Here is a 21,251-nt window from a genome sequence, read left to right on the forward strand (position 1 = left end):
GCGGGGTCAGGACTCCTTGGTGCCGTTCCATTCGGCGTCTTCTTCGTCCCACTGCTCGTTGCGCTCGGCGACCTTCGCCAACGCCTGCTCGGCCTCCTCGCGTGTCGCGTACGGGCCGAACCGGTTGACGGCGCGGCAGCCGTCCTTGGTCTCGACCGTGTTGTGGGTCAGGCAGTAGTACCACTGAGTGTCGGCCATCTCTCCTCCTGGTAGGTCGGGCGGTCTTCAACGTAGCGCCAACGCATAGGATCGGGCTCCGTGAATCCCGTCAAGCCGTACGACATCTCCCCCATGCGCAGCGTCCCGGACGACATCCCGCGTCCGGAGTACGTCGGCCAGGACGGGCCGCAGCCGTACACCGGCTCGCACGTGCAGTCCGCGGAGACGATCGAGAAGATGCGGGTCGCCGGCCGGATCGCGGCCCAGGCGATGCGGGCAGCGTCCGAGGTGATCGCGCCCGGCGTGATCACCGACGAGATCGACCGGGTCGGCCACGAATTCCTGATGGATCATCACGCCTACCCGTCCACGCTGGGCTATCGCGGCTTCCCGAAGTCGCTGTGCACGTCGGTCAACGAGGTCATCTGCCACGGCATCCCGGACGCTCGGCCGCTGGACGACGGCGACATCGTCAAGATCGACCTGACCGCGTACGTCGACGGCGTGCACGGCGACAACTGCGCCACCTACTTCTGCGGCGATGTGGACGACGAGGGCCGGCAGCTGACGGCGGTCACCTACGAGGCGATGATGCGCGGGATCAAGGCGATCAAGCCGGGCCGGCAGGTGAACGTGATCGGCCGGGTGATCGAGAAGTACGCGGCCCGCTTCGGCTACAGCTCGGTGCGGGACTACACCGGCCACGGGGTGCACTCGACCTTCCACTCCGGCCTGGTGATCCCGCACTATGACGAGCCGGGCTACGACACCGTGATCGAGCCCGGGATGACGTTCACCGTCGAACCGATGATCACCACCGGCGGCTTCGACTGGCACCAGTGGGACGACGGCTGGACCGTGGTCACCGCCGACGGCTCCCGCTGCGCCCAGTTCGAGCACACCATCGCGGTCACCGCCGACGGCGCGGAGATCCTCACCCAGCCGGAGTGATCCGATGACAACTCTCCCCTAACGTGAGGGTAGAGTTCCCGCCCATGTCTCTGGCCTCTCCCGGCGAATTCGACTCCGTCCCGACTCCGGCCCAGGATCCGTACAGCGTCCGGGCCGCCTTCCGCTCGCTGACGCGGATGCGGATCGAGATCCTGGGCGGGCTGGTGGTCGCGCTCGCGCTGATCCCGGAGGCGATCTCGTTCTCGATCATCGCCGGGGTCGATCCGCGGATCGGCCTGTTCGCCTCGTTCACCATGGCCGTGACGATCTCGATCACCGGCGGTCGGCGGGCAATGATCTCGGCGGCAACCGGTTCGGTGGCGCTGGTGATCGCCCCGATCACCCGCAAGTACGGCCTGGACTATCTGGTCGTCACGGTGTTGATGGCCGGCGTGTTCCAGATCATCCTGGCGCTGCTCGGCGTCGCCAAACTGATGCGATTCATCCCGCGCAGCGTGATGATCGGCTTCGTCAACGCGCTGGCGATCTTGATCTTCATCGCGCAGCTGCCGCACCTGGTCCATCAGCCGTGGATCGTCTACCCGTTGATCGCTGCGGGCATCGCGATCATCGTCGGCTTCCCGAAACTGACCACGGTGGTGCCGGCACCGCTGATCGCGATCATCGTGCTGACGATCTTGGTCGTCGCGACCGGCCTGGACATCCCGAACGTCGGCGACGAGGGCCGGCTGCCGGACAGTCTGCCGGGGGTGTTCATCCCGAACGTTCCGTTGACCTTCCAGACGCTGAAGATCGTTGCACCGTACGCGTTCGGGATGGCGCTGGTCGCCCTGCTGGAGTCACTGATGACGGCCAAGCTGGTCGACGACGTCACCGATACGCACTCCAACAAGAGCCGGGAGGCGTTCGGCCAGGGCGTGGCCAACATCGTCACCGGCATCTTCGGTGGGATGGGCGGCTGCGCGATGATCGGGCAGACCATGATCAACGTCAAGCAGTCCGGATCCCGGACGAGGATCTCCACCTTCCTGGCCGGCGTCTTCCTGTTGATCTTGGTCGTCGCGCTGAACGACATCGTCGCGATCATCCCGATGGCCGCGCTGACGGCGGTGATGATCATGGTCTCGGTCGGCACCTTCGACTGGCACAGCATTCGTCCGCGGACGATCCGGCGGATGCCGATCAGCGTCACCGTGATCATGGTCGCCACGGTGGTGCCGACGGTGATCACCAACAATCTCGCGGTCGGCGTGGTGATCGGCGTGATCGTGGCGATGCTCTTCTTCGTCACCCGGGTCGCGCACTTCACCCAGGTGGTCGACGTTGCGCATCCCGATGACGAGACCCGGGTGTACGCGGTGAAGGGCCTGCTGTTCTTCGCCTCCAGCAACGATCTGGTCTACCAGTTCGACTACGCCGGCGACCCGCAGAACGTGATCATCGACCTGTCCGAGGCGCAGATCTACGACACCTCGACGGTGGCCGCCCTGGACGCGATCGAGCAGAAGTACCGGCAGAAGCACAAGTTCGTGGAGATCGTCGGCATGAACGAGCCCAGCAGGCGCTGGCACCGCCTGTCCGGCAAGCTCGGTGCGGCGAAATGACCAGCGAGCGGCTGATGTCCATCGGCGCGGTCGCCGAGCAGACCGGGCTGTCGATCCGGACCCTGCGGCACTACGACGACGTCGGTCTGGTGCCGCCGTCGGCCCGCAGCGACGGCGGCTTCCGGCTCTACACCCCGACCGATGTCGATCGGTTGATCACCATCCGCCGGATGAAGCCGTTGGGTTTCACCCTGGACGAGATGCGTCAGGTGCTGGCATCGCTGGCCTGCTTGGACGATCCGGCCGCGAGCACCGGAGACCGGGATCACGCCTCCGAGGTGATCGCCGATTACCACCAGCGGGCCGAGGACAGCTGCCGCAAGCTCCGCCGACAGCTGGATTACGCCGAGGAGCTGACTCGGTTGCTGGCCCGGCATGCACGAGGATCGTGAGCCGAGTGAAGGGTCGGACCTGATGGAGCTCAGCTGCTCCACGTATCCCCCGATGTCCCCCAAGCGTCGGAGTCCCCATCAGGTCCGGTGATCATCTTCGCACCGGGATCGACGCGACGCGGCGCGATCCGACCGATCCAGTTCTGTATTTCTTCGGCCGTGACCGCCGATCCGCAAGGTCAATCGATTGGGTCGTGGATCCCTTACCAGGCAGGAGAACGAGGGAAAGGGCGAGCCGGCCGGTAAGCCGGATTCTGTCCCGTCGCAAGGACGGTGGCGATCATCCATCTGCGACCGCCGTTGCCGGCGGCCTGGTGCGATCTACCCGGAGACTCGGGCGAGCAGCCCTCGAACATCTCCGCGGGAGCGAACTCCCTTCTTGATCTTGCTCCGGGTGGGGTTTGCCGAGCCGCTCCAGTCACCTGGAACGCTGGTGGTCTCTTACACCACCGTTTCACCCTTACCCGAATGCTCTTGCGAACTTCGGGCGGTTTGCTTTCTGTGGCACTGTCCCGCGGGTCACCCCGGGTGGGTGTTACCCACCACCCTGCTCTGTGGAGTCCGGACTTTCCTCGACACCGCCAGGTGCCGCGATCGCCTGGCCGACTCGCCCAGACCTGGCAGTCTAGCCAGGGCTACGGCGCCAGCAGCAATCGACCGCGTACGCCGCCGGCCCGCAGCCGGTCGTGGGCCTCGGCGACCTGTTCGAAGCGGTACTGCTCGGCCACCCGGGCGGTCAGCCGGCCGGCCCGCCAGTCCGCGACGATCGCGGCCAGGTCGTCGGCATCGGCCCGAACACTGACCTTATGCACCTTCGCGCCGGGGATCGTCGGCACCGCAGCGTCGTTGACCGCGACGAAGCTGCCGCCCTCAACCAGCGCCCCGGTGATCTTGTCGACCAGTATCGCGGCGTCGATGATCACGTCGGCTCCGTCGGGAACGACCGCCCGAACCGCCGCAGCCGGGTCGTCGGCCGCCACCGGATCGATCGCCACGAACTCCGCCGCGCCGAGACACCGGACCAACTCCTCATCGGCCGGCCGCGCAACGCCGATCATCCGATAACCGAGGCGGCTGCCGATCTCGACGGCGAACGCGCCGACGGCGCCGGCCGCACCGGTGACCACCACCGCGTCGCCGGATTGGGCGCCGGCCAGGCGCAACGGTTGCCGGGCGGTGCTGGCGTTGGCGGGCAGCGTTGCCGCGGCCAGCAAGTCGGCGCCGTCCGGCAACGCAGCGACAGCGTGGGTGTCGAGCACCACGTACTCGCTCTGCGCGCCGATCGGGGTGATGAACTTGTCCACCAGGCCGATCACCGGGCGTCCGATTTCGAACACGGTGACGCCGGCGCCGACCGCACTGACGACGCCGGCCAGATCCCAGCCGAGGCCGACCTGATCGGGCAGTGCGGGCACGCCTAACCTGCGGACGATGGCGGGATCGGCGGTGACGAGGGCGACCGGGTTGACCCCGGCTGCGGACAACTTGACCTGGACCTGCCCTGCTTCCGGCAGCGGAACCGGGACGTCCGCGACGGACACGTTGGGCCGGTCGGTGACGGTGGACGAGACAACTGCTCGCATGATCATTTCCTTTCGACTGCCCATGGACGCAATCTTGGCCGCCCGGATCGCGTACGACGAGACGCACTGACGTCGGATTTCGACCGATCTGATTGGATCAACAGCTATGGCGACCGAGTCCGCGCCCGTGACGTTGCGACGATCGCTGTCGATCCGGGATCTGATCGTCTACGGGCTGCTGTTCATCGGCCCGACCGCGCCGATGGGCACGTTCGGTGTGCTCGACGCCAAGAGCAACGGTGCGGTCGCGTTGGTGTTCGTGATCGCGACCGTCGCGATGGGCTTCACCGCCTGGTCGTACGCCCGGATGTCGTCGGCGGTGCCGCAGGCCGGATCGGTGTACGCCTACGCCAACGCAGGCCTGGGCCGTACTCCGGGATTCCTGGCCGGTTGGATGATCGGCCTGGACTATCTGTTCATCCCCTCGCTGGCCGCGCTCTTCACCGGCATCGCCGGGCACAAACTGCTGCCCGGCATTCCGGTCTGGGTGCTGACCCTGGCCGGGGTGGTGTTGATCACCGTGCTCAATCTGGCTGGGGTGAAACCGGCCGCCATCATCGGATTGATCATGCTCTCGATCGAGATCGTGATCTTGGCGATCTTCATCGTCGGCGCGGTGATCCTGCTGATCCACCAGGGTCCGACCCGCGGTTGGCTGAGCCCGTTGACCGGCGACGGCGGGTTCACCCTGACCGGTGTCTTCGCGGCTGTTTCCGTTGCCGTGTTGGCTTTTCTCGGCTTCGACGCGATCGCCACCTTCGCCGAGGAGAACACCGGTTCATCCGCGCAGGTCGGTCGTGCGCTCGCGTTCTGCCTGATCCTGGCCGGCGCCCTGTTCGTCGTGCAGACCTATCTGGCCGACCTGTTGATCACCCAGACGCCGGACCAGTTGAAGGCAGATCCCGAGGCTCAGGGCACCGCCTTCTACACCATGTTGGACAGCGCCATCGGCGGCTGGTTCTCATCGGTCGTGACCGCGGTCCGGTCGATCGGGCCGGTCTTCTCCGCGCTGGTCGCCCAGGCCGCCGTCAGTCGACTGATGTACGGGATGGCTCGCGGCGGCCGGCTGCCGACGGCACTGGCCCGGCTGGATCCGCGCCGGCACACACCGCGGAACGCGATCCTGGTCTCGGCGATCAGCACCATCGTGGTCGCCATGCTGGCGGCGACCGCCGCCAACGGCCTGGACGTGCTGTCCTCGATGGTGACCGTCGGTGCGCTGACCGCGTTCGGCTTCCTGCACGCCTCGGTGATCGGCTACTGGGTGGTCGGCAACCGGACCGAGCGGCGCGTGCAGCACGTCGTGATCCCCGTGGTCGGCGGCCTGATCGTCGTGGTCACACTCGTACTCGCCAGCCCGCTCGCACTGCTGATCGGCGCCGTCTGGTTCGTCATCGGCGTCGTCATCATCCTGATCCAGCGCCGCCCAAACCGAGTTGTCAGTCGCTAGTTTGCCTATAGCCAATCCACCGACTGACAAGTCGGCTAGAGGCCGCTGTTGATGGTGCGGATCAGGATGCGGCCGCACTCCTCGCAGCGCAGCACGTCGTCCTCGGCGGCAGCGGCGAAGGTACGCAGGTCGGCGGCGTTCACCTCCAGCTGACAGCCGGTGCACCGGCGATTGCGCAGTTCGGCGGCGCCCACCCCGCCGTGGCCGGCGCGCAGCTTGTCGTAGCTGGCGAGCAACGGCTGCGGCAGGTCCACCGTCACCGCGTCCCGGCGGGTGGACTGGTCGGCGAGCTGGCTGTCCAGGCCGGCCACCAGGTCATCGCGGCGCGCGGCCACCTCCTTGGTCCGCTCGGCCAGTTCTGCGTCCTGGGCGGCCAACTTGTCGCGGTCGGCGACCGCCGCCTCCAACTGCTCCATCAGCTCCAGTTCGGCGTCCTCCAAGTCGCTGATTCGTCGGCCCAGATGCTGGATCTCGTCGACCAGCGAGGACAGTGCCTTGGCGTCCGGCACCGACCCGTTGTCGACCCGTTCCTGGTTGCGCCGCCGCCGCTCCCGGACCGGCTCCAGGTCGGCCTCGGCCTGACGTTGCGCGATCTCCAGATCGGAGACCCTGGTCTCGGCCTCCACCAGCGCAGCGGACGCCTTCTCCCGCTCCGCCTCCAGCTTGGCCAGTTGGGCGTGTTCGGGCAGATTGGCCCGGCGATGCCGCAGCTGGGCCATCGCCGTGTCGACCGCCTGCAGGTCCAGCAATCGCAACTGGACCGCGTGATCGGCTTTGATGAGTCCGCCCTCCCCAAGGTTGTGCCGTGCCCTAGATCTGTTCGCGTCACCCTATTCGTCCCGGTGGACACTACGCCGACCGGTTCGACGCAGAGGGCTTCGGTGGTGCATCATTCTGCTACCGGATCGGTGGAATGTCCCCGGCCGGTCGTCGGTTCTCCTCCGACGACTCCGGCACCCGGAAACCCAACCTGCAAGACCCTTCTCGGCACTGTGGCCGAAACCCTCCGTACGTCCACCGCTGTTGAGAAGGACCGTCATGTCCAGCACCACTGCGCCCTCGACCGCGCCCGCGTTCGGTGACCGCTTCGTCGGCCGCAAGTACGTCCAACTGGTGCTGCTGCTGGGCGCGCTGACGGCGATCGGCCCGCTCACCGTCGACACCTACCTGCCGGCGCTGCCCGCGCTGTCAGCCGAACTGCACGCCGGCGACGCGAGCGCTCAGTTGACCATGACCGGGCTGCTCGCCGGTCTCGGCCTGGGCCAGTTGATCATCGGCCCGCTGTCGGACTCGGTCGGCCGGCGCAAGCCGTTGATCTTCGGCCTGCTCGGCCACGCACTGATGTCGCTGCTCTGCACGCTGGCGCCCAGCATCACGATGTTGATCATCGCCCGTACGGTGCAGGGCCTGGCCGGCGCTGCGGTTGCGGTGGTGGCGATGGCGATCGTCCGCGATCTCTTCGTCGGGCTGAAGGCGGCCCAACTGCTGTCCCGGTTGGTGCTCGTCACCGGGGTGTCGCCGATCCTGGCGCCGAGCATCGGCAGCGCACTGCTGGCCTGGACCGACTGGCAGGGCATCTTCGTGGTGCTGGCCGGGATCGCGTTGACCGCCATGATCATCGCCGTCGTCGCGTTGCCGGAGACGCTGCCGGCAACGCGGCGTACCCCGGCCGAGCCGATCCGCTGGCTGCAGTCCTATGCCGGGCTGTTCGGCGACCGGCTCTATCTGATCATGGTCGCGGTGACCGCGCTGATGTTCGCGGCGCTGTTCGCCTACGTTGCCGGTTCGCCGTTCGTGTTGCAGGACGTCTACGGATTGTCGCCGGCCGCGTACGGTGTGGTGTTCGCCATCAACGCCGTCGGACTGATCGTGATGACCCAGCTGAATCCCTTGCTGGTAAAGCGATTCGGACCCGAACGGGTGCTCACCGGTGCCGTGATCACCGGAGTCGCGGCCTCGGTGACGATGTTGATCACCTCGATCGCCGGCGCCGGGCTGATCGGTTTCATCGTGCCGATCTTCGTGTTGCTGGCGGCTTGTGGCGTGTCCTCGCCGAATTCGTCGGCGATCGCGCTGTCCCGGCACGGCGAGGCCGCCGGTACCGCGGCGGCGTTGCTCGGCTCGGCCCAGTTCGTGATCGGCGGCTTCGCCACGCCCTTGGTCGGCGCCTTGAACAACGGCACCGCCGTCCCGCTGGCCGGCCTGATGATCTTCGCCACCGGGCTGGCGTTCGGCCTGCTGTTACCGGTCCGGGCTCGCCACCGCCGGCGTCAGTTGGTCGGCTGAGCAGGACCTTCAGCCGACGGGAGCGTTCCACTGCTGCAGCGCGGGTTTGCCCTTCTCCCAACCCAGGATGGAGATCGTCGCGGTGTGCAGCGGGAAGTGATCACCGCGAATCAGGCTCACGCCGAGCCAGCAGAGCGTGAGCACCCGGAGCGAATGTCCGTGGGCGAAGACGATCGCCCGGTCCACCCCGGAGGCACGGACCTTGTCCACCACCCGGGTCAGTCGGTCGGCGACCTGCTCGGGCGACTCACCGCCCGGACAGCCGTCCCGCCACAGCATCCAACCGGGGTTGAACTCCTCGATCTGTTCACTGGTCAGGCCCTCGTACTCGCCGTAGTTCCATTCGGCCAGTTCCGGGTCGACGACGGGCTCGTCGTCGCCGGTGAAGCCGGCCAACCGGGCCGTCTCGCGGGACCGCTCCCGCGGGCTGGCCAAGATCAATCCGAACGAGCTCGGGTCCAGGTGCCCGTTCAGCGCCGATGCCTGCCGCCGACCCTCGTCGGTCAACGGCAGATCGGTGATCGACGTGTGCCGGCCGTCCCGGCTCCACTCGGTCTCACCGTGCCGGATCACGTACAGATCGGTCATGCCTGCCCTACTTCGACCTGAGCTGTCCGCGCCGGTTCGACCGGCGGAAATTGATCTTGGTCGATCACGCCGTGCCAGCAGTACCAGTGGCCGCCGTCGGCCAGCTTCGCCACGATCTCCCGCTGCAGCGTGGTGTCCTGCGGCAGGCTTTCATGATCAACTTCGCCCCGCCTGCGGAAGACGAAGAAGATGGCATCGCCGTCGGCCTGGTGCCCTTCGCCGCGGAGCTGCCACAACTGCTGGAACCGGACCATGTTCGACGTACCGGGCAGCACCTCGACCAGCTGCGGATCCAGCAGCCAGGAGTTGCAGTGGAACAACCGGGTCGGGTAATCACCGAAGTGCCGGGCGAAGAAGATCCGGGCCCGGCCGAACGAGTCCGCGACGGCCTCGGGGGTCAGCGGGCCCGACTCCGGGATGTGGGTGGAGATCACCCAGTCGCCGCCGTCGTCGGCTCCCCACCGAGTCAGGTTGAACTGCAGCCGGCCGAGCCAGTAGAGGGCACCGGACCAGGCCACCCGCATCCAGCCGTAGGTGTGCAGCCCGAACGCGTCGAAGGTCCGGCGGTGCACCCACGCCTGCTGGCCGAGATCGGCCAGGCTCGCCCGGGAGATCTCCGGATCGATGCCCCGACCTGCGTGGAAGGCGGCGACCTCCTCCGCGCTGGCCAGCAGCGCGAGCATCGGCAGCACCCCGACGCCCCACTGGCGGTCGGCACGCTCCCGGACGGCCGCCTCGATCACGGCGTACGGATCGGTCGGGTTGTCGAACGCGCCGACGCCGGCACGCAACGCTTCGGCCATCCGCTCGACCTGGCCGATCGCGTCGGGATCGTCGATCACCCGCTCGATCACCCGGCGTGCGTCGCGCCGATCCTCTTCGGTGAAGCCGAACCTTGCCAGCGCGGCCTCGTCAAACCCAGCCAGTCGGCTGCTGGTCACAGTGGTGGACACAGCCAAACCCTACGGCCGGGAGTTTCCCCGGCCCCAGAGGCCCGTTGGAACGCGATGCAAGAATGCCCCCTATGAGTGAGCAGCAAGCGGCGTTGCCGAACCGTCAGACCCCGTTCTCGGACGCCTTCCGGGCGTTCATCGGCACCGGCTGGGCGCCGGACAGTGGTGAGCTGCCCGAGCCGCTGCCGGCCACCGCGTACGCTCCGGCCCGGCGCGAGCAGCTCAGCGCCGCCTACCCCGGTGAGCGGATCGTCATCCCCGCCGGTGGGCTGGTGGTGCGCTCCAACGACACCGACTACCGTTTCCGGCCGCATTCGGCCTTCGCACACCTGACCGGTCTCGGTACCGACAAGGAACCCGACGCGGTCCTCGTCCTGGAGCCCACCGACACGGGCCACGATGCCACGCTCTACTTCAAGCCGCGTGCGCCGCGGGACTCCGAGGAGTTCTACGCCAACGCCCGCTACGGCGAGATGTGGGTCGGCAAGCGGGAGACGCTGGAGGAGTTCGCCGCGCTGTCCGGGCTGCGGTGTGTGCCGATCGAGGAGCTCGAGGACGCATTGGCGAAGAACGCCGACCAGACCGCGATCCGGCTGCTCCGCGCGGCCGATCCGGCGATCACCGCGCTGATCGACCGGCTCCGGGCAGAGCACGCGGTCGACTCCGCTGACGCAGCGAGCGCCGAGGAGGCCGACGCTGAACTCGAGGTCTTCCTGTCCGAGTTGCGGTTGATCAAGGACGCCTTCGAGCAAGATCAACTTCGGCAGGCCTGCGCACAGACCGCGGCCGCGTTTGCCGAAGTGGCCAAGGACTTTCCGGAGGCGATCCGGCGAGGTCGCGGCGAGCGTTGGGTGGAAGGGATCTTCGGCCTGCACGCCCGGCACGCCGGCAACGCGGTCGGCTACGACACCATCGCCGCCTCCGGTGATCATGCCTGCACGCTGCACTGGATCCGCAACGACGGTGATCTTCGCGACGGCGATCTGATCTTGATCGACGCCGGCGTCGAGCTGGATTCGCTCTACACCGCCGACGTCACCCGAACCCTGCCGCTGAACGGCAGGTTCACCGACGCCCAGCGCAAGGTGTACGAGGCCGTGCTGGCTGCGCAGGAGGCCGGAATCGCGGCCGCCAAGGCCGGCACCACGTTCGCCGACGTGCACAAGGCGGCGATCGCGGTGATCGCGCAATACCTGCAGGAGTGGGGAATTCTGCCGGTCAGTGCCGAGGAGTCGTTGAGCGAAGAGGGCGGTCAGCATCGTCGCTGGATGGTGCACGGCACCTCGCACCATCTGGGCATCGACGTGCACGACTGTGCCCAGGCCCGCAAGGAGAACTACCGCGAGGGCGAACTGAAGCCGGGCATGGTGATCACCGTGGAACCAGGGATCTACTTCAAGGCCGACGATCTGCTGGTGCCCGAGGAGTTCCGCGGGACCGGTGTCCGGATCGAGGACGACATCCTGATCACCGAGGACGGCAACGAGAATCTGTCCGCGGCTCTGCCTCGTACCGCCGACGACGTCGAGGCCTGGATGGCCGGCCTTCAGTAGTTGATCACTGGAAGTACGCGGCCCGGGCGCCGGGCATCTGCTGCAGCATCTCCCGCGCCTTGGCCGCGAGCTTGTGCTCGCACAACACCTCGTACTGGGCGGCGACGGTGTGCGAGATCGAGGTGAAGTCGCGCCGACCGCGGCTCATCGCGTAGCCGAGCGCCTGGAAGCCGATGCCCAGCAGGATGCCGATGCCCAGCGCCACCACCAGCAGCGCCAGGATGCTGGAGGGCCGGGCGAACAACATCATCACGATGCCGACCAGCAGGCCGGTGGTGATGCCGGACTGCACGCCGCCGGCGATCACCGTGCCCCAGCTGCGCCGACCGAGCACCCGCTCGACCGACTTCAGCCCGGTACCCACGATGGCGAGATTCTGCACCTCGAACTTGTTGTCGGCCAGGTAGTCAACCGCCTTCTGCGCGTCCTCATAGGTGTTGTAGAGGCCGACCGACTGCGGGAATTCGAGCTCGAACAGCGAATTCGGCTGCTTGGCGAAGTTCTGGTTGGAGAAAGACATCTGTGCTCGCCTCCCGTTGGTTGTCGCCAACGCTACCGCGCGAACACACAGAATTCGTTGCCTTCGGGATCGGCCAGCACGTCCCAGCTGATCTTGTGGCTGTCCGGGATGTCGGTGGATTCCGGGTCGTCTCGGGCCCGCAGCAGGGTCGCGCCGGCAGCCAGGAAGTCCTCGGTGTCACCCCAGACATCCCAATGCACACGGTTCTTCACCGACTTCGGCTCCGGCACCGGGTTGAAGATCAGATCCCAGGGCAGCCCGGCCTGCCCGCCGTCCAGCCAGAACCACGGATCGCTCTCGTCGTGCCCGGCAGGGACGCCGAATCGTTCGGCCCACCAACTGCTGATCATGGCCGGGTCGGCGGCGTCGACCACCACCTCGTACAGCCGATAGTTGGGGAGTTGATCCGGCGGCCGCGGGAACACGCAGAACTCGCCGCCCTCCGGATCGCGCAGCACCGTCCAACCGGGATGCTCGGTGTCGACGACGGCGCCGAGCCGCAACGCGTCGCTGACCGCGGCGGCGTGAACGTCCAGGTGCACGCGCTGCTTGACCGTACGCGGTTCGGGTACCTGATTGATCCAGATCGTGTGCTCCGGCACGGCACCGTTCAGTACGGCGTTCGGACCGGCGCCCGCCGTCTCAGCCGTCAGACCGAGCAGGTCGGCCCAGAACGCCGCCGTCCGGGCCGCGTCGGTGGCGTCGATCACCAGATCCTTAAAGCTGCTGAAAGCCATATCAGGCAGAGTAAGGGCCAGCGTCATCAGCTGAAACCCGATGGGACGCCCAAGGAGGCGAGCATGCAACACAAGACCCTCGACCCGGGACCGCAGCAGGTTGCCACCCCGACCGCGTTCGTGCTCTTCGGCGCGACCGGTGATCTTGCCCGGCGGATGGTGCTACCGGCCTTCTACGACCTGTTCTGCCGTGGGCTGACCCCGAAGGAGTGGGTGCTGATCGGCAACGGTCGTGGCGACGTCGCGCACGAGGACTTCCGTGATCACGTGCACAAGTCGCTGGTCGAGTTCGGGCCCGGCGAGGACAAGATCGATCAAGGTCAGTGGGCCGAGTTCAGCAAGCGGCTGCGGTTCGCCGGCGGTGGCTTCGACGAGGACGATCCGGGCAGTCTGCTGGACGTGATCAACGAAGCGGCCGGCGGGCTCGGCGAGGAGCGGCAGTTCGTGCACTACCTGGCGATTCCGCCGTCCGCGTTCGGGTCGATCGCCTCCGGGCTGGCGGCCCACGATCTGTTGCAGGGCTCGAAAGTGGTCTTCGAGAAGCCGTACGGCGAATCGCTGGAGTCCTTCGGTGAGCTTGATCAACTGGTGCATTCGCTGATGGACGAGGATCAGGTCTTCCGGATCGATCACTTCCTCGGCAAGGAGGCCACCCAGAATCTGCACATGCTCCGCTTCGGCAACGCCATGATCAACAACAACTGGTCCGCCGACGCGGTGGCCCAGGTGCAGATCGACGCCCCGGAGACCCTGGACGTGGCGCAGCGGGCCGCCTTCTACGACGCCACCGGCGCCTTCAAGGACATGATCGTCACCCACCTCTTCCAGGTGGCTGCCGAGGTCGCGATGGAACCGCCGGCCAGCATGGCCGCCGAGGATCTGCAGACCGCCCGCGAGTCGGTGCTCGGCCAGTTCCGGCCGCTGGACAGTAGCGAGGTGGTGCTCGGTCAGTTCGACGGCTACACCGAGATCGACAAGATCGCCGACGACTCCACCACCGACACCCTGGCCGCGGTCCGGCTGTGGGTGGACACCGATCGTTGGCGCGGGGTGCCATTCCTGCTGCGCAGCGGCAAGCGGATGGCCGGCGACCACGAGCTGGTGTCGTTGATCATGAAAGAGCCGAAGGGCCCGCTGGGTGACCTGCCCGACACGGCCGCCCGGCTGGAGATCTCCCTGAAGGGCAAGGGCGGGATCGGCGTCGCGTTGATCTTGAAACATCCCGGCCCCGGCTTGACCGTCAGCGAGCAGCGGATCGACCTGAGCCTGGCCGACGTCGACCCGGGCGAGGGTCTGGATCCGTACGTGGCCCTGCTGCACGACGTGTTGATCGGCGACCGGTCGCTGTTCACCAGCTCCGACGGGCTGGCGCACGCCTGGCGGGTGGCCGATTCGCTGCTGAAGAATCCACCCCGGCCGATCAGCTACCAGCCGGGCAGTTGGGGTCCGGAGGAGGCGACCGAGCTGACCGGTGGATTGGGCTGGGTCACCCAGCGCAACGAACAGGCCGGTTGAGCCTCGGTACCCCGCGTCGCGTCACGTCCGGTCGAACTCCGCAGGCTGGACCAGGCCGGATTCGTAGGCCGCGATGACGGCCTGCGACCGGGCGTGCACGCCCAGCTTCGCGAACACATGGCCGACGTGGGTCTTCACGGTGGCCCCCGATACCACCAGCGCCCTCGCGATCTCGGCGTTGGACAGGCCGCGCGCGATGAGGACGAGCACCTCCTGCTCGCGCTCCGTGAGCCGCGCGGCGAGCTCCGACCTGGTCGTGCTGCCGCTGCGCGGCGGACGGGCGGCGACGAGCCGGCCGATGAGCCGGCGCGTCACCGTCGGTGCCAGGAGCGCGTCGCCCGCGTGGACCGTACGGATCGCGTCCACGAGTTGGTCAGCCTTCACGTCCTTCAGCAGGAACCCGCTCGCACCCGCCGCGAGGGCGTCGTACACGTGCTCGTCCAGGTCGAACGTCGTGAGCACGAGCACGCGGGGCCCGCCGGGCTGGCCGGTGAGCCCGGCGGTCGCGGCGATGCCGTCCAGCACGGGCATGCGCACGTCCATTAGCACGACGTCGGGTCGGGTCGTCCGAGCGAGCTCGATGGCCTGCTGGCCGTCGGCCGCCTCGGCGACCACGGTCAGGTCCGGCTCGGACTCGAGGATGAGCCGGAACCCGGTCCGCACGAGCCGTTGGTCGTCGGCCAGCAGGATCCGGATCACGGCAGCCCGGCCCCCACCTGCGCGGCGACCTCGTCGAGCGGCAGGACGGCCCGCATGCGCCAACCGCGGTCGTGGGGGCCGACCTCGAGCTCCCCGCGGACCAGCGCGATCCGCTCGCGCATCCCGATGAGCCCGCGGCCGGTGCCCGCGGCACCGCCACCACCGCCGCCACCGTCGTCCGCCACCTCCAGGACGAGGCGACCGTCACCGGCCCGGACCGACACCCGCACCGCCGCCCCGGGTGCGTGCCGGATCGTGTTGGTCAGCGCCTCCTGGACGACCCGGTACGCCGTCGCGTCGGTCAGCAGCCCGAGGCCGGTCGGCGGCTCCCCGCTCACCTCGACCCTCAGCCCCGCCTGTCGGCAGCGTTCGACGAGCTCGGGCAGGCGGCTCAACGACGCGAGCGGCTCGGATGCCGTCTCGTCGCCACCGGACAGCATGCCGAGCAGCTGGCGTAGCTCACCAAGCGCGGCGCGGCCGCTCGACTCGATCGTGGCGAGGACCTCGGCCGCGACGGCCGGCTCGCGGGGCAGCGCGCGAGTACCGGCCTGCGCCTGGATGACGATCACCGCGACCAGGTGCGACACGATGTCGTGGAGCTCGCGGGCGATCGCGGCGCGCTCGGCTGCCGTGGCCCGCTCGACCTGTTCGGCATGCTCCCGGCTCGCGCGCGCCGCGCTGTCCTCCAGGTCGCCGATGCGGCGCTGACGTGTCCGCACGGCCCAGCCGGCGAGCCAGCCGGCCATCATGATGCCGAAGCCCCACACGACATCCCCGACCCCCTGCACGTGCGGGTCCCGTAGCTCGTGAACGGCACCCACGAGCACGACGAACGACGCGCACAGCACAGACCGGCGGCCCTGGACCGCCAGCTCAAACGAGGCCACCAGGAACACCAGAAACGACGTGGTGGCCTCCGCACCCCCGAGAAGCAGGGCGCCCAGGCCGAGCGCCAGCAGCGCGCCGGCGGGCGCGGCGGTCGGATACCGCCGCCGCCACGCCAGGGGCAGCGTCGAGGCGGCCACGAGTACGACGTTGGCCGCCGTCGGCCCGGGCCAGACGGGATCGCCCCCGTACCGCGCGGGCACGAACAGCTCGACGTAGCCGAGCGCGCACAGAACGGCTGCGACGAGAGGATCGCGGCCGACCACCCCACAGTCGCCTCAGGTCGACTCCCGACATATCGCCACTGTAAAACCGAGAAACCTCGCCGGTCGTCACCCTGCGTGGCGATCTTGCACGCGTCTCATCCTGCGGGGTGAGGAACGAGTTCGGACCGTTGGCCGACGCGCGCAGGGGCGCGTCATTCCTATCGTCGGGCGCAACCGATCCACCTCCGACCGATGAGAGCACCGCCATGAACTACCGCACCGCCGCCTTCCTGGCGGCCGCCAGCTTCGCCGTCGAGGGACTCTGCGCTCTCGCGCACCGCGCCCTAGGCTTCGACGGGGCCCCGTACGATCACCTGCTCGACGCCGCGTACGCCGTGGCGATGGTGGGGAGTGCGCTGGGCATCGTCGCCCTAGCAAGGCTCCTGTCCACGAGCAAACCGCTGCGGGTGTTCGCGTTCGTCGCCGCCGCGGGCTTCGGGTGCATGGGGCTCGAGTCCGCCGTCGGCGCGGTGCACCGAGTGGGTGCGCTCGGTCCCTTGTTCACGGTGGGAATGGCGCTCGGCTTGCTGGGGAGCCTCGCGTTCACGATCACGGGCAGCATCGTCGCCCGACCACGCTGGATCGCGGCCGCGCCGCTCGTCGCCATCATCGCCGCTGCCGCCGGCGGTGAGATGGGGCTCTCGCTGCTCTCAGGCGCCGCGTGGCTCTGCGTCGCGGTCGCCGCCGAGATCCCGAGCACGCGGAGCCGCGACGAGTCGAGCGCACGTGCGTGAGGGTCGCCGTCACCGGCGGTCGACCCACAACGTACGCGATACGCTCACCGAGTGAACGGGTCCAGCTCGAGCATCTTCATCTCCCGGATCCGCGGGTTGTCGATCCTGGACGACGCCGGCGACACGATCGGCAAGCTGCGCGACGTGCTGATCACCGAGCGCAGTCTGAGCCGTCCGCCCCGGGTCAAGGGGCTGGTGGTCGAGTTGTTCGCGCGCCATCGGATCTTCGTCCCGATGGCACGGGTCCGCAGCATCGATGCGGTGCAGATCATCACCACCGGCGTGGTCAACACCCGTCGGTTCGCCCGCCGCGAGTCGGAGACCCTGGTGGCCGAGGATCTGTTCGATCAGCAGGTCAGCCGGCCGTCGAGCCCGGCCCCGTGGGTGATCTTCGACGTGGCGATGCACCAGGTTCGTAACCGGGATTGGGAAATCTCCGAAGTCGCACTGCGCGAGTCGACCAGATCGCGCCGCTTCGGCGGTGCGTTCGGCCGGCGCGGCCAGGTGGCGATCGTGGAGTGGTCCGACATCGCAGCCCTGCTCGGATCGTACGGACAGGCCACCGAGCAGTTGCTGGCCGAGATGGAAGACATGAAGCCGGCCGACGTGGCCCGCGAGCTGCATGACCTCTCCCCCACCCGGCGCTCCGATGTCGCCTCCGCGCTCGATGATCAAAAACTCGCCGACGCTCTCGGCGAGTTGCCCGAAGACGAACAGGTACAGCTGATCCAGGCTCTGGACGTCGAACGAGCGGCCGGAGTGCTGGAGGAGATGGACGCCGACGACGCGGCCGACTTGATCAACGAGCTGCCGGACGAGATGGCCGAGGTGCTGCTGGCCGAGATGGAGCCGGAGGAGGCCAAGGACCTGCGCCGGCTGCTCACCTACGAGGAGTTCACCGCAGGCGGCATGATGACGCCCGAACCGGTGATCGTGCCGCCGGACGCGACCGTTGCCGACGCGTTGGCACTGGTCCGGCAGGAGGAGCTCAGTCCGGCACTGGCGGCGATGATCTTCGTCTGCCGATCGCCGCTGGAGACGCCGACCGGACGCTTCGTCGGCGCGGTGCACATCCAGCGGTTGTTGCGAGAACCGCCGTCGGAGCTGGTCTCCGGACTGATCGATTCCGATCTCGAGCCGCTCGATGATCAAGCCGATCTGCACGCGGTCAGTCGCTACTTCGCGACCTACAACCTGGTGAACGCACCGGTGGTGGACAAGGCCGGCAGGTTGATCGGCGCGGTCACCGTGGACGACGTTCTTGATCATGTGCTGCCGGAGGACTGGCGTGGTGATCAACTCGACGCGATGAGCAGCTCCGCCGATGCTGGGGACAACCGCTGATGGCCCGGGCGCCACGGGAGGAGTCGAACCGGCTCAACACGCCGGGCGGCGGCCGGCAGCCGGTGCTGCCACGGATCAAGATCTCTGGGGACGCGTTCGGCAACTTCGCCGAGGCGTTCGCCCGGTTCATGGGCACAGCACGCTTCCTGGCCTACATGACGGCCTTCGTGGTGCTCTGGGTGATCATCAACCTGGTCGGACTGTTCGGGCTGCGTTGGGACCCGTACCCGTTCATCCTGTTGAATCTGTTCTTCTCCACCCAGGCGAGCTACGCCGCGCCGTTGATCTTGCTGGCCCAGAATCGGCAGGAGGCCCGGGACCGGGTCCAGTTGGAGCAGGACCGCCGGCAGGCCGCACAATCCCGTGCCGACATGGACTTCCTGGCCCGCGAGATCGCATCCCTGCGGATGTCGGTCGGCGATCTGGCCACCCGGGACTACCTGCGAACCGAACTCCGCACCGAACTGCGGTCGATCCTGGCCGAGCTGGACGAGGACACCGACGAGGAGCCCCGCCGACACGATGACGGTCAGGGACGACGATCTCGAAGCAGCCGGGAGAGCAGCAGGTAGAGGCCGCCGGCGACGACGAAACCGACGATCCAGTTGTAGGGCCAGAACACCTTCAGGAACGGAATGAACCCGTCCACCGGGAACGGGCCGGTCTTGTTGCCCTGGGCATCGAGCGGCGAATTCGCCCCGCCGACGGCCATGATCATCCCGATCACGGTGGCCACCACGGCCTTCACGTGCCAGCCGCCGGTGAACCAGTAGTGACCGTCGCGGCGATAGCACTCGGCGACCTCGATCCGGCGCCGCTTGATGAACCAGTAGTCGGCGATCATCACCCCGGCCACGGCACCGAACAGACCGCCGTAGAAGTCGAGCCAGACGAAGATGTAGGTGTTCGCGTTCTCCAGCAACCTCCAGGGCATGATCACGATGCCGAGGATGCCGGTGATGATGCCGCCGGTGCGCCGGTTGATGATCTTGGGGAAGGCGTTGGAGAAGTCGTACGAGGGTGAGACGACGTTGGCCGCGACGTTGACGGCCAGTGTCGCCACCGCGACCGTCACCACGCCGAACAGCACCACGAAGGTGTTGTCGAACTTGCCGATCAGCTGCGTCGGATCCCAGATCACCTCGCCGTAGAGGGCGACGCCGCCGGAGGTGATCAACACCGCCAGCACGGAGAAGAAGGTCATCGTCGTCGGCAACCCGAGCCCTTGGCCGATCATCTGCCCCTTCTGGGATTTGCTGAACCGGGTGAAGTCGGGGATCGACAACGACATCGTCGACCAGAACGCGATCATGCCCATCAAGCTGGGGAAGAAGACCTTCCAGAATTCAGCACCCCAACCCAGCTTGGACGGCTGGTTGATCAGCGGTCCGAAGCCGCCGACCTTGGTGACGATCCAGATCAGCATCACGATGGCGACCGCGAGCACGGCCGGCCCGGCCCAGTTCTCGAATCGCCGGATGGTGTCCATGCCCTTCCAGATCAGCAACATCTGCAGCACCCAGAAGATCGCGAAGGAGACCCACAAGGTCCACTTTTCCCCTGCGACCGTGCCGGCGTTGTCCCACCAGTCGCCGAACACTCGGCCGAGCACCACGGCGACACCGGAACCACCCAGCCAGGTCTGGATGCCGAACCAGCCGCAGGCGATGAAGGCACGCAGCAGGGCGCCGAAGTTGGCCCCGCGTACCCCGTAGATGGATCGCAGGAAGACCGGGTACGGGATGCCGTACTTCGTGCCGGCGTGGGCGTTCAACAGCATCGGCACCAGCACGATCACGTTCGCCACCGCGATCACCAGGATCGCCTGCGCCCAGTTCATCCCGACGGCGATCAGGCCGGCCGCCAGTGCCCAGGTGGCCAGGTTGTGCGACATCCCGATCCACAACGCCGCATAGCTGTACGTCGACCAGGTCCGCCGCTTCAGCGGCACCGGAGCAAGATCATCATTGACGTACTGGCTCTGCGCCAGGTCGTCACCGAGGATCGTGTCCACCCGCCCGTCGGGCAGCTCCTCGGATCGTGTCTGAACTGTGTCGACCATTCCCGTCCCCCGCCTCGTTGCGTACCGGTGCGCGTCAGATCACAAATCTCCATCACTATGGCGGAACCTGGCGCCCCGGGCAACCGATCCGTGGGCCGCCTGCCCCGAACGACACCAACCCCCAGCCGATCCCCGGACCCGGTCTGCAAATTTCCAGCACATGCGGGGTTCTCAGCGGTGCGGACCCATTCGGGGCGCCAACCTCCAGCACGTGCGGGATTCTGGGCGGTGCAGAACGATTCGATGCGCCAACTTCCGGAACGTGCGGGGTTCAGAGCCCCCGCTGGGCACCGCCCCGACGCCAAGAATCGCAGGAGATTGTAGCCCCATACAGTCCCCCGCGAGAGCCCGAACCTCCTGAAATCCGGAGCCCGCAGCCATCGGTAGGTTGACCGTCATGAGGACAGCCGTCTGGAGTCATCAGCCGGCCGAATACGGGTGCCCGATCTGTGACGCACTCGCCGGTCGCATCGACGGAATAACCGAAGCGGACTATGTGATGCACGATGACTGATCCACGCTGTGGTTTCACCGGTCTGCCCTCTTCGATGTGACCCAGCAGATCGCGGTACGCATGCGCGCTCGCTACGGGTGCACCGGGGTCTCGCTGCGCCAGCACAATGAACCGGACGGGAACCAAACCGTCTGGCACTTCCACCAGCACATCATCGCCCGATGGCCCGATGATCACCTGACAGCAGAGGACCGAGCAACCAGATATCCGTCTGCCGACGAGCGCCGGATGTATGCAGATCTCCTTCGCCTGGACGGGCCCGTTGTCCTTGGCGTCGAGTGATCGATTTGTCTGAGCTAACGGCAACTTGGCCGAGCCAGTGCACAGAGGGGATCGGCCGATTTCGATGCATACACTCGGCCAAATCGACACAGGCTCGGACAAGTCGCCACACGCTCGGAGCAGTCTGCACAAGCCCGGAGATGCCAGGGCGATGTGACCTTGCTTGCATCCGGCCGGTGCGAGCGAGACCGGAGTCGGCTCCGCGAGCCGCGG

General features: G+C 67.5%; 21 protein-coding genes and 1 other RNA gene. 11 read left to right on the forward strand and 11 right to left on the reverse strand.

The features are described 5' to 3' along the window. Positions 1 to 6: 6 nt before the first annotated feature. Entirely contained in the window at positions 7 to 198 is a 192-nt protein-coding gene (locus FOE78_RS19510) for a hypothetical protein (protein WP_143987758.1), read from the reverse strand. 60 nt (positions 199 to 258) lie between these two features. On the opposite strand from FOE78_RS19510, the gene map reads away from it, so the two are divergent. From map to FOE78_RS19525, 3 genes are read left to right on the forward strand one after another with little or no spacing between them, the layout of a single operon-like run. Then, positions 259 to 1,110: a type I methionyl aminopeptidase gene (map, locus tag FOE78_RS19515; RefSeq protein WP_228265900.1), complete on the forward strand. Its 852-nt coding sequence runs from the start codon at positions 259 to 261 to the stop codon at positions 1,108 to 1,110. A gap of 44 nt (positions 1,111 to 1,154) precedes the next feature. Beyond that, complete coding sequence (locus FOE78_RS19520) at positions 1,155 to 2,675, forward strand: SulP family inorganic anion transporter (protein ID WP_143987759.1); 1,521 nt, start codon at positions 1,155 to 1,157, stop codon at positions 2,673 to 2,675. Continuing rightward, positions 2,672 to 3,067: a MerR family transcriptional regulator gene (locus tag FOE78_RS19525; RefSeq protein WP_143987760.1), complete on the forward strand. Its 396-nt coding sequence runs from the start codon at positions 2,672 to 2,674 to the stop codon at positions 3,065 to 3,067. The genes FOE78_RS19520 and FOE78_RS19525 overlap by 4 nt, the downstream gene beginning before the upstream one ends. A 227-nt stretch (positions 3,068 to 3,294) precedes the next feature. Here the strand turns inward: FOE78_RS19525 and rnpB are convergent. After that, positions 3,295 to 3,677: RNase P RNA component class A (gene rnpB / locus FOE78_RS19530), an RNA gene on the reverse strand. Between the two features lie 25 nt (positions 3,678 to 3,702). Further along, positions 3,703 to 4,650 (reverse strand): zinc-binding dehydrogenase, encoded by a 948-nt coding sequence (locus FOE78_RS19535; RefSeq protein ID WP_168207603.1) that lies wholly within the window; start codon positions 4,648 to 4,650, stop codon positions 3,703 to 3,705. 106 nt (positions 4,651 to 4,756) lie between these two features. Here FOE78_RS19535 and FOE78_RS19540 point away from each other — a divergent pair, with 106 nt between their 5' ends. Then, positions 4,757 to 6,100 carry an APC family permease gene (locus FOE78_RS19540; protein WP_143987762.1) on the forward strand — a complete coding sequence of 448 codons (1,344 nt, stop codon included), beginning with the start codon at positions 4,757 to 4,759 and terminating at the stop codon, positions 6,098 to 6,100. Positions 6,101 to 6,135: 35 nt separating this feature from the next. On the opposite strand, the gene FOE78_RS19545 is transcribed toward FOE78_RS19540, so the two are convergent. Next, the gene (locus tag FOE78_RS19545; protein ID WP_210414682.1) at positions 6,136 to 6,855 is read right to left on the reverse strand and encodes a zinc ribbon domain-containing protein; all 720 of its coding nucleotides are present in this window, start codon (positions 6,853 to 6,855) and stop codon (positions 6,136 to 6,138) included. Positions 6,856 to 7,138: 283 nt separating this feature from the next. Between FOE78_RS19545 and FOE78_RS19550 the strand changes: the two genes are divergently transcribed. Continuing rightward, positions 7,139 to 8,386, forward strand: a complete 1,248-nt coding sequence (locus FOE78_RS19550) for a multidrug effflux MFS transporter (protein ID WP_143987763.1) — start codon at positions 7,139 to 7,141, stop codon at positions 8,384 to 8,386. 9 nt (positions 8,387 to 8,395) lie between these two features. Here FOE78_RS19550 and FOE78_RS19555 read toward each other — a convergent pair whose 3' ends face one another. Together FOE78_RS19555 and FOE78_RS19560 are read right to left on the reverse strand one after the other, a co-directional pair. Then, entirely contained in the window at positions 8,396 to 8,974 is a 579-nt protein-coding gene (locus FOE78_RS19555; protein WP_143987764.1) for a histidine phosphatase family protein, read from the reverse strand. Continuing rightward, on the reverse strand, positions 8,971 to 9,927 hold the full coding sequence (locus tag FOE78_RS19560; protein ID WP_143987765.1) for an acyltransferase domain-containing protein: 957 nt from the start codon (positions 9,925 to 9,927) through the stop codon (positions 8,971 to 8,973). Before FOE78_RS19560 ends, FOE78_RS19555 begins: the two co-directional genes overlap by 4 nt. 71 nt (positions 9,928 to 9,998) lie before the next feature. Here FOE78_RS19560 and FOE78_RS19565 point away from each other — a divergent pair, with 71 nt between their 5' ends. Beyond that, complete coding sequence (locus FOE78_RS19565) at positions 9,999 to 11,480, forward strand: aminopeptidase P family protein (protein ID WP_143987766.1); 1,482 nt, start codon at positions 9,999 to 10,001, stop codon at positions 11,478 to 11,480. A 4-nt stretch (positions 11,481 to 11,484) separates the two neighbouring features. Here the strand turns inward: FOE78_RS19565 and FOE78_RS19570 are convergent, their stop codons facing one another. Both FOE78_RS19570 and FOE78_RS19575 read right to left on the reverse strand, forming a co-directional pair. Further along, positions 11,485 to 12,000: a general stress protein gene (locus FOE78_RS19570; protein ID WP_143987767.1), complete on the reverse strand. Its 516-nt coding sequence runs from the start codon at positions 11,998 to 12,000 to the stop codon at positions 11,485 to 11,487. Positions 12,001 to 12,032: 32 nt separating this feature from the next. Further along, positions 12,033 to 12,737, reverse strand: coding sequence for a VOC family protein (locus FOE78_RS19575; protein ID WP_143987768.1), 705 nt, complete (start codon positions 12,735 to 12,737; stop codon positions 12,033 to 12,035). Between the two features lie 63 nt (positions 12,738 to 12,800). Between FOE78_RS19575 and FOE78_RS19580 the strand changes: the two genes are divergently transcribed. Beyond that, complete coding sequence (locus FOE78_RS19580; protein ID WP_143987769.1) at positions 12,801 to 14,252, forward strand: glucose-6-phosphate dehydrogenase; 1,452 nt, start codon at positions 12,801 to 12,803, stop codon at positions 14,250 to 14,252. Positions 14,253 to 14,273: 21 nt separating this feature from the next. Here FOE78_RS19580 and FOE78_RS19585 read toward each other — a convergent pair whose 3' ends face one another. Together FOE78_RS19585 and FOE78_RS19590 are read right to left on the reverse strand one after the other, a co-directional pair. Beyond that, complete coding sequence (locus FOE78_RS19585; RefSeq protein ID WP_143987770.1) at positions 14,274 to 14,951, reverse strand: response regulator; 678 nt, start codon at positions 14,949 to 14,951, stop codon at positions 14,274 to 14,276. Then, positions 14,948 to 16,102 (reverse strand): sensor histidine kinase, encoded by a 1,155-nt coding sequence (locus FOE78_RS19590; protein ID WP_143987771.1) that lies wholly within the window; start codon positions 16,100 to 16,102, stop codon positions 14,948 to 14,950. The genes FOE78_RS19585 and FOE78_RS19590 overlap by 4 nt, the downstream gene beginning before the upstream one ends. 206 nt (positions 16,103 to 16,308) lie before the next feature. Between FOE78_RS19590 and FOE78_RS19595 the strand changes: the two genes are divergently transcribed. From FOE78_RS19595 to FOE78_RS19605, 3 genes are read left to right on the forward strand one after another with little or no spacing between them, the layout of a single operon-like run. Continuing rightward, a complete protein-coding gene (locus FOE78_RS19595) occupies positions 16,309 to 16,836 on the forward strand; it encodes a hypothetical protein (RefSeq protein WP_143987772.1) in 528 nt (175 codons plus the stop codon). A 51-nt stretch (positions 16,837 to 16,887) separates the two neighbouring features. Next, positions 16,888 to 18,180, forward strand: coding sequence for a magnesium transporter MgtE N-terminal domain-containing protein (locus FOE78_RS19600; protein ID WP_407662597.1), 1,293 nt, complete (start codon positions 16,888 to 16,890; stop codon positions 18,178 to 18,180). Continuing rightward, a complete protein-coding gene (locus FOE78_RS19605; RefSeq protein WP_143987773.1) occupies positions 18,180 to 18,752 on the forward strand; it encodes a DUF1003 domain-containing protein in 573 nt (190 codons plus the stop codon). The genes FOE78_RS19600 and FOE78_RS19605 overlap by 1 nt, the downstream gene beginning before the upstream one ends. On the opposite strand, the gene FOE78_RS19610 is transcribed toward FOE78_RS19605, so the two are convergent. Beyond that, a complete protein-coding gene (locus FOE78_RS19610; RefSeq protein WP_143987774.1) occupies positions 18,710 to 20,242 on the reverse strand; it encodes an NCS1 family nucleobase:cation symporter-1 in 1,533 nt (510 codons plus the stop codon). The two genes, FOE78_RS19605 and FOE78_RS19610, sit on opposite strands and share 43 nt — an antisense overlap. A 574-nt stretch (positions 20,243 to 20,816) precedes the next feature. On the opposite strand from FOE78_RS19610, the gene FOE78_RS24860 reads away from it, so the two are divergent. Then, positions 20,817 to 21,038: an HIT family protein gene (locus FOE78_RS24860; RefSeq protein WP_143988953.1), complete on the forward strand. Its 222-nt coding sequence runs from the start codon at positions 20,817 to 20,819 to the stop codon at positions 21,036 to 21,038. Positions 21,039 to 21,251: the final 213 nt, after the last annotated feature.

This window comes from Microlunatus elymi, from assembly GCF_007362775.1.
GTDB lineage: Bacteria > Actinomycetota > Actinomycetes > Propionibacteriales > Propionibacteriaceae > Microlunatus > Microlunatus elymi.

What these genes read in the sequence shown, in the direction of transcription:
- FOE78_RS19510 (WP_143987758.1), bottom strand. Translation starts at nt 198, where the DNA reads ATGGCCGACACTCAGTGGTACTACTGCCTGACCCACAACACGGTCGAG.
- FOE78_RS19520 (WP_143987759.1), top strand. Translation starts at nt 1,155, where the DNA reads ATGTCTCTGGCCTCTCCCGGCGAATTCGACTCCGTCCCGACTCCGGCC.
- FOE78_RS19525 (WP_143987760.1), top strand. Translation starts at nt 2,672, where the DNA reads ATGACCAGCGAGCGGCTGATGTCCATCGGCGCGGTCGCCGAGCAGACC.
- FOE78_RS19535 (WP_168207603.1), bottom strand. Translation starts at nt 4,650, where the DNA reads ATGCGAGCAGTTGTCTCGTCCACCGTCACCGACCGGCCCAACGTGTCC.
- FOE78_RS19540 (WP_143987762.1), top strand. Translation starts at nt 4,757, where the DNA reads ATGGCGACCGAGTCCGCGCCCGTGACGTTGCGACGATCGCTGTCGATC.
- FOE78_RS19550 (WP_143987763.1), top strand. Translation starts at nt 7,139, where the DNA reads ATGTCCAGCACCACTGCGCCCTCGACCGCGCCCGCGTTCGGTGACCGC.
- FOE78_RS19555 (WP_143987764.1), bottom strand. Translation starts at nt 8,974, where the DNA reads ATGACCGATCTGTACGTGATCCGGCACGGTGAGACCGAGTGGAGCCGG.
- FOE78_RS19565 (WP_143987766.1), top strand. Translation starts at nt 9,999, where the DNA reads ATGAGTGAGCAGCAAGCGGCGTTGCCGAACCGTCAGACCCCGTTCTCG.
- FOE78_RS19570 (WP_143987767.1), bottom strand. Translation starts at nt 12,000, where the DNA reads ATGTCTTTCTCCAACCAGAACTTCGCCAAGCAGCCGAATTCGCTGTTC.
- FOE78_RS19575 (WP_143987768.1), bottom strand. Translation starts at nt 12,737, where the DNA reads ATGGCTTTCAGCAGCTTTAAGGATCTGGTGATCGACGCCACCGACGCG.
- FOE78_RS19580 (WP_143987769.1), top strand. Translation starts at nt 12,801, where the DNA reads ATGCAACACAAGACCCTCGACCCGGGACCGCAGCAGGTTGCCACCCCG.
- FOE78_RS19595 (WP_143987772.1), top strand. Translation starts at nt 16,309, where the DNA reads ATGAACTACCGCACCGCCGCCTTCCTGGCGGCCGCCAGCTTCGCCGTC.
- FOE78_RS19605 (WP_143987773.1), top strand. Translation starts at nt 18,180, where the DNA reads ATGGCCCGGGCGCCACGGGAGGAGTCGAACCGGCTCAACACGCCGGGC.
- FOE78_RS19610 (WP_143987774.1), bottom strand. Translation starts at nt 20,242, where the DNA reads ATGGTCGACACAGTTCAGACACGATCCGAGGAGCTGCCCGACGGGCGG.
- FOE78_RS24860 (WP_143988953.1), top strand. Translation starts at nt 20,817, where the DNA reads ATGCGCGCTCGCTACGGGTGCACCGGGGTCTCGCTGCGCCAGCACAAT.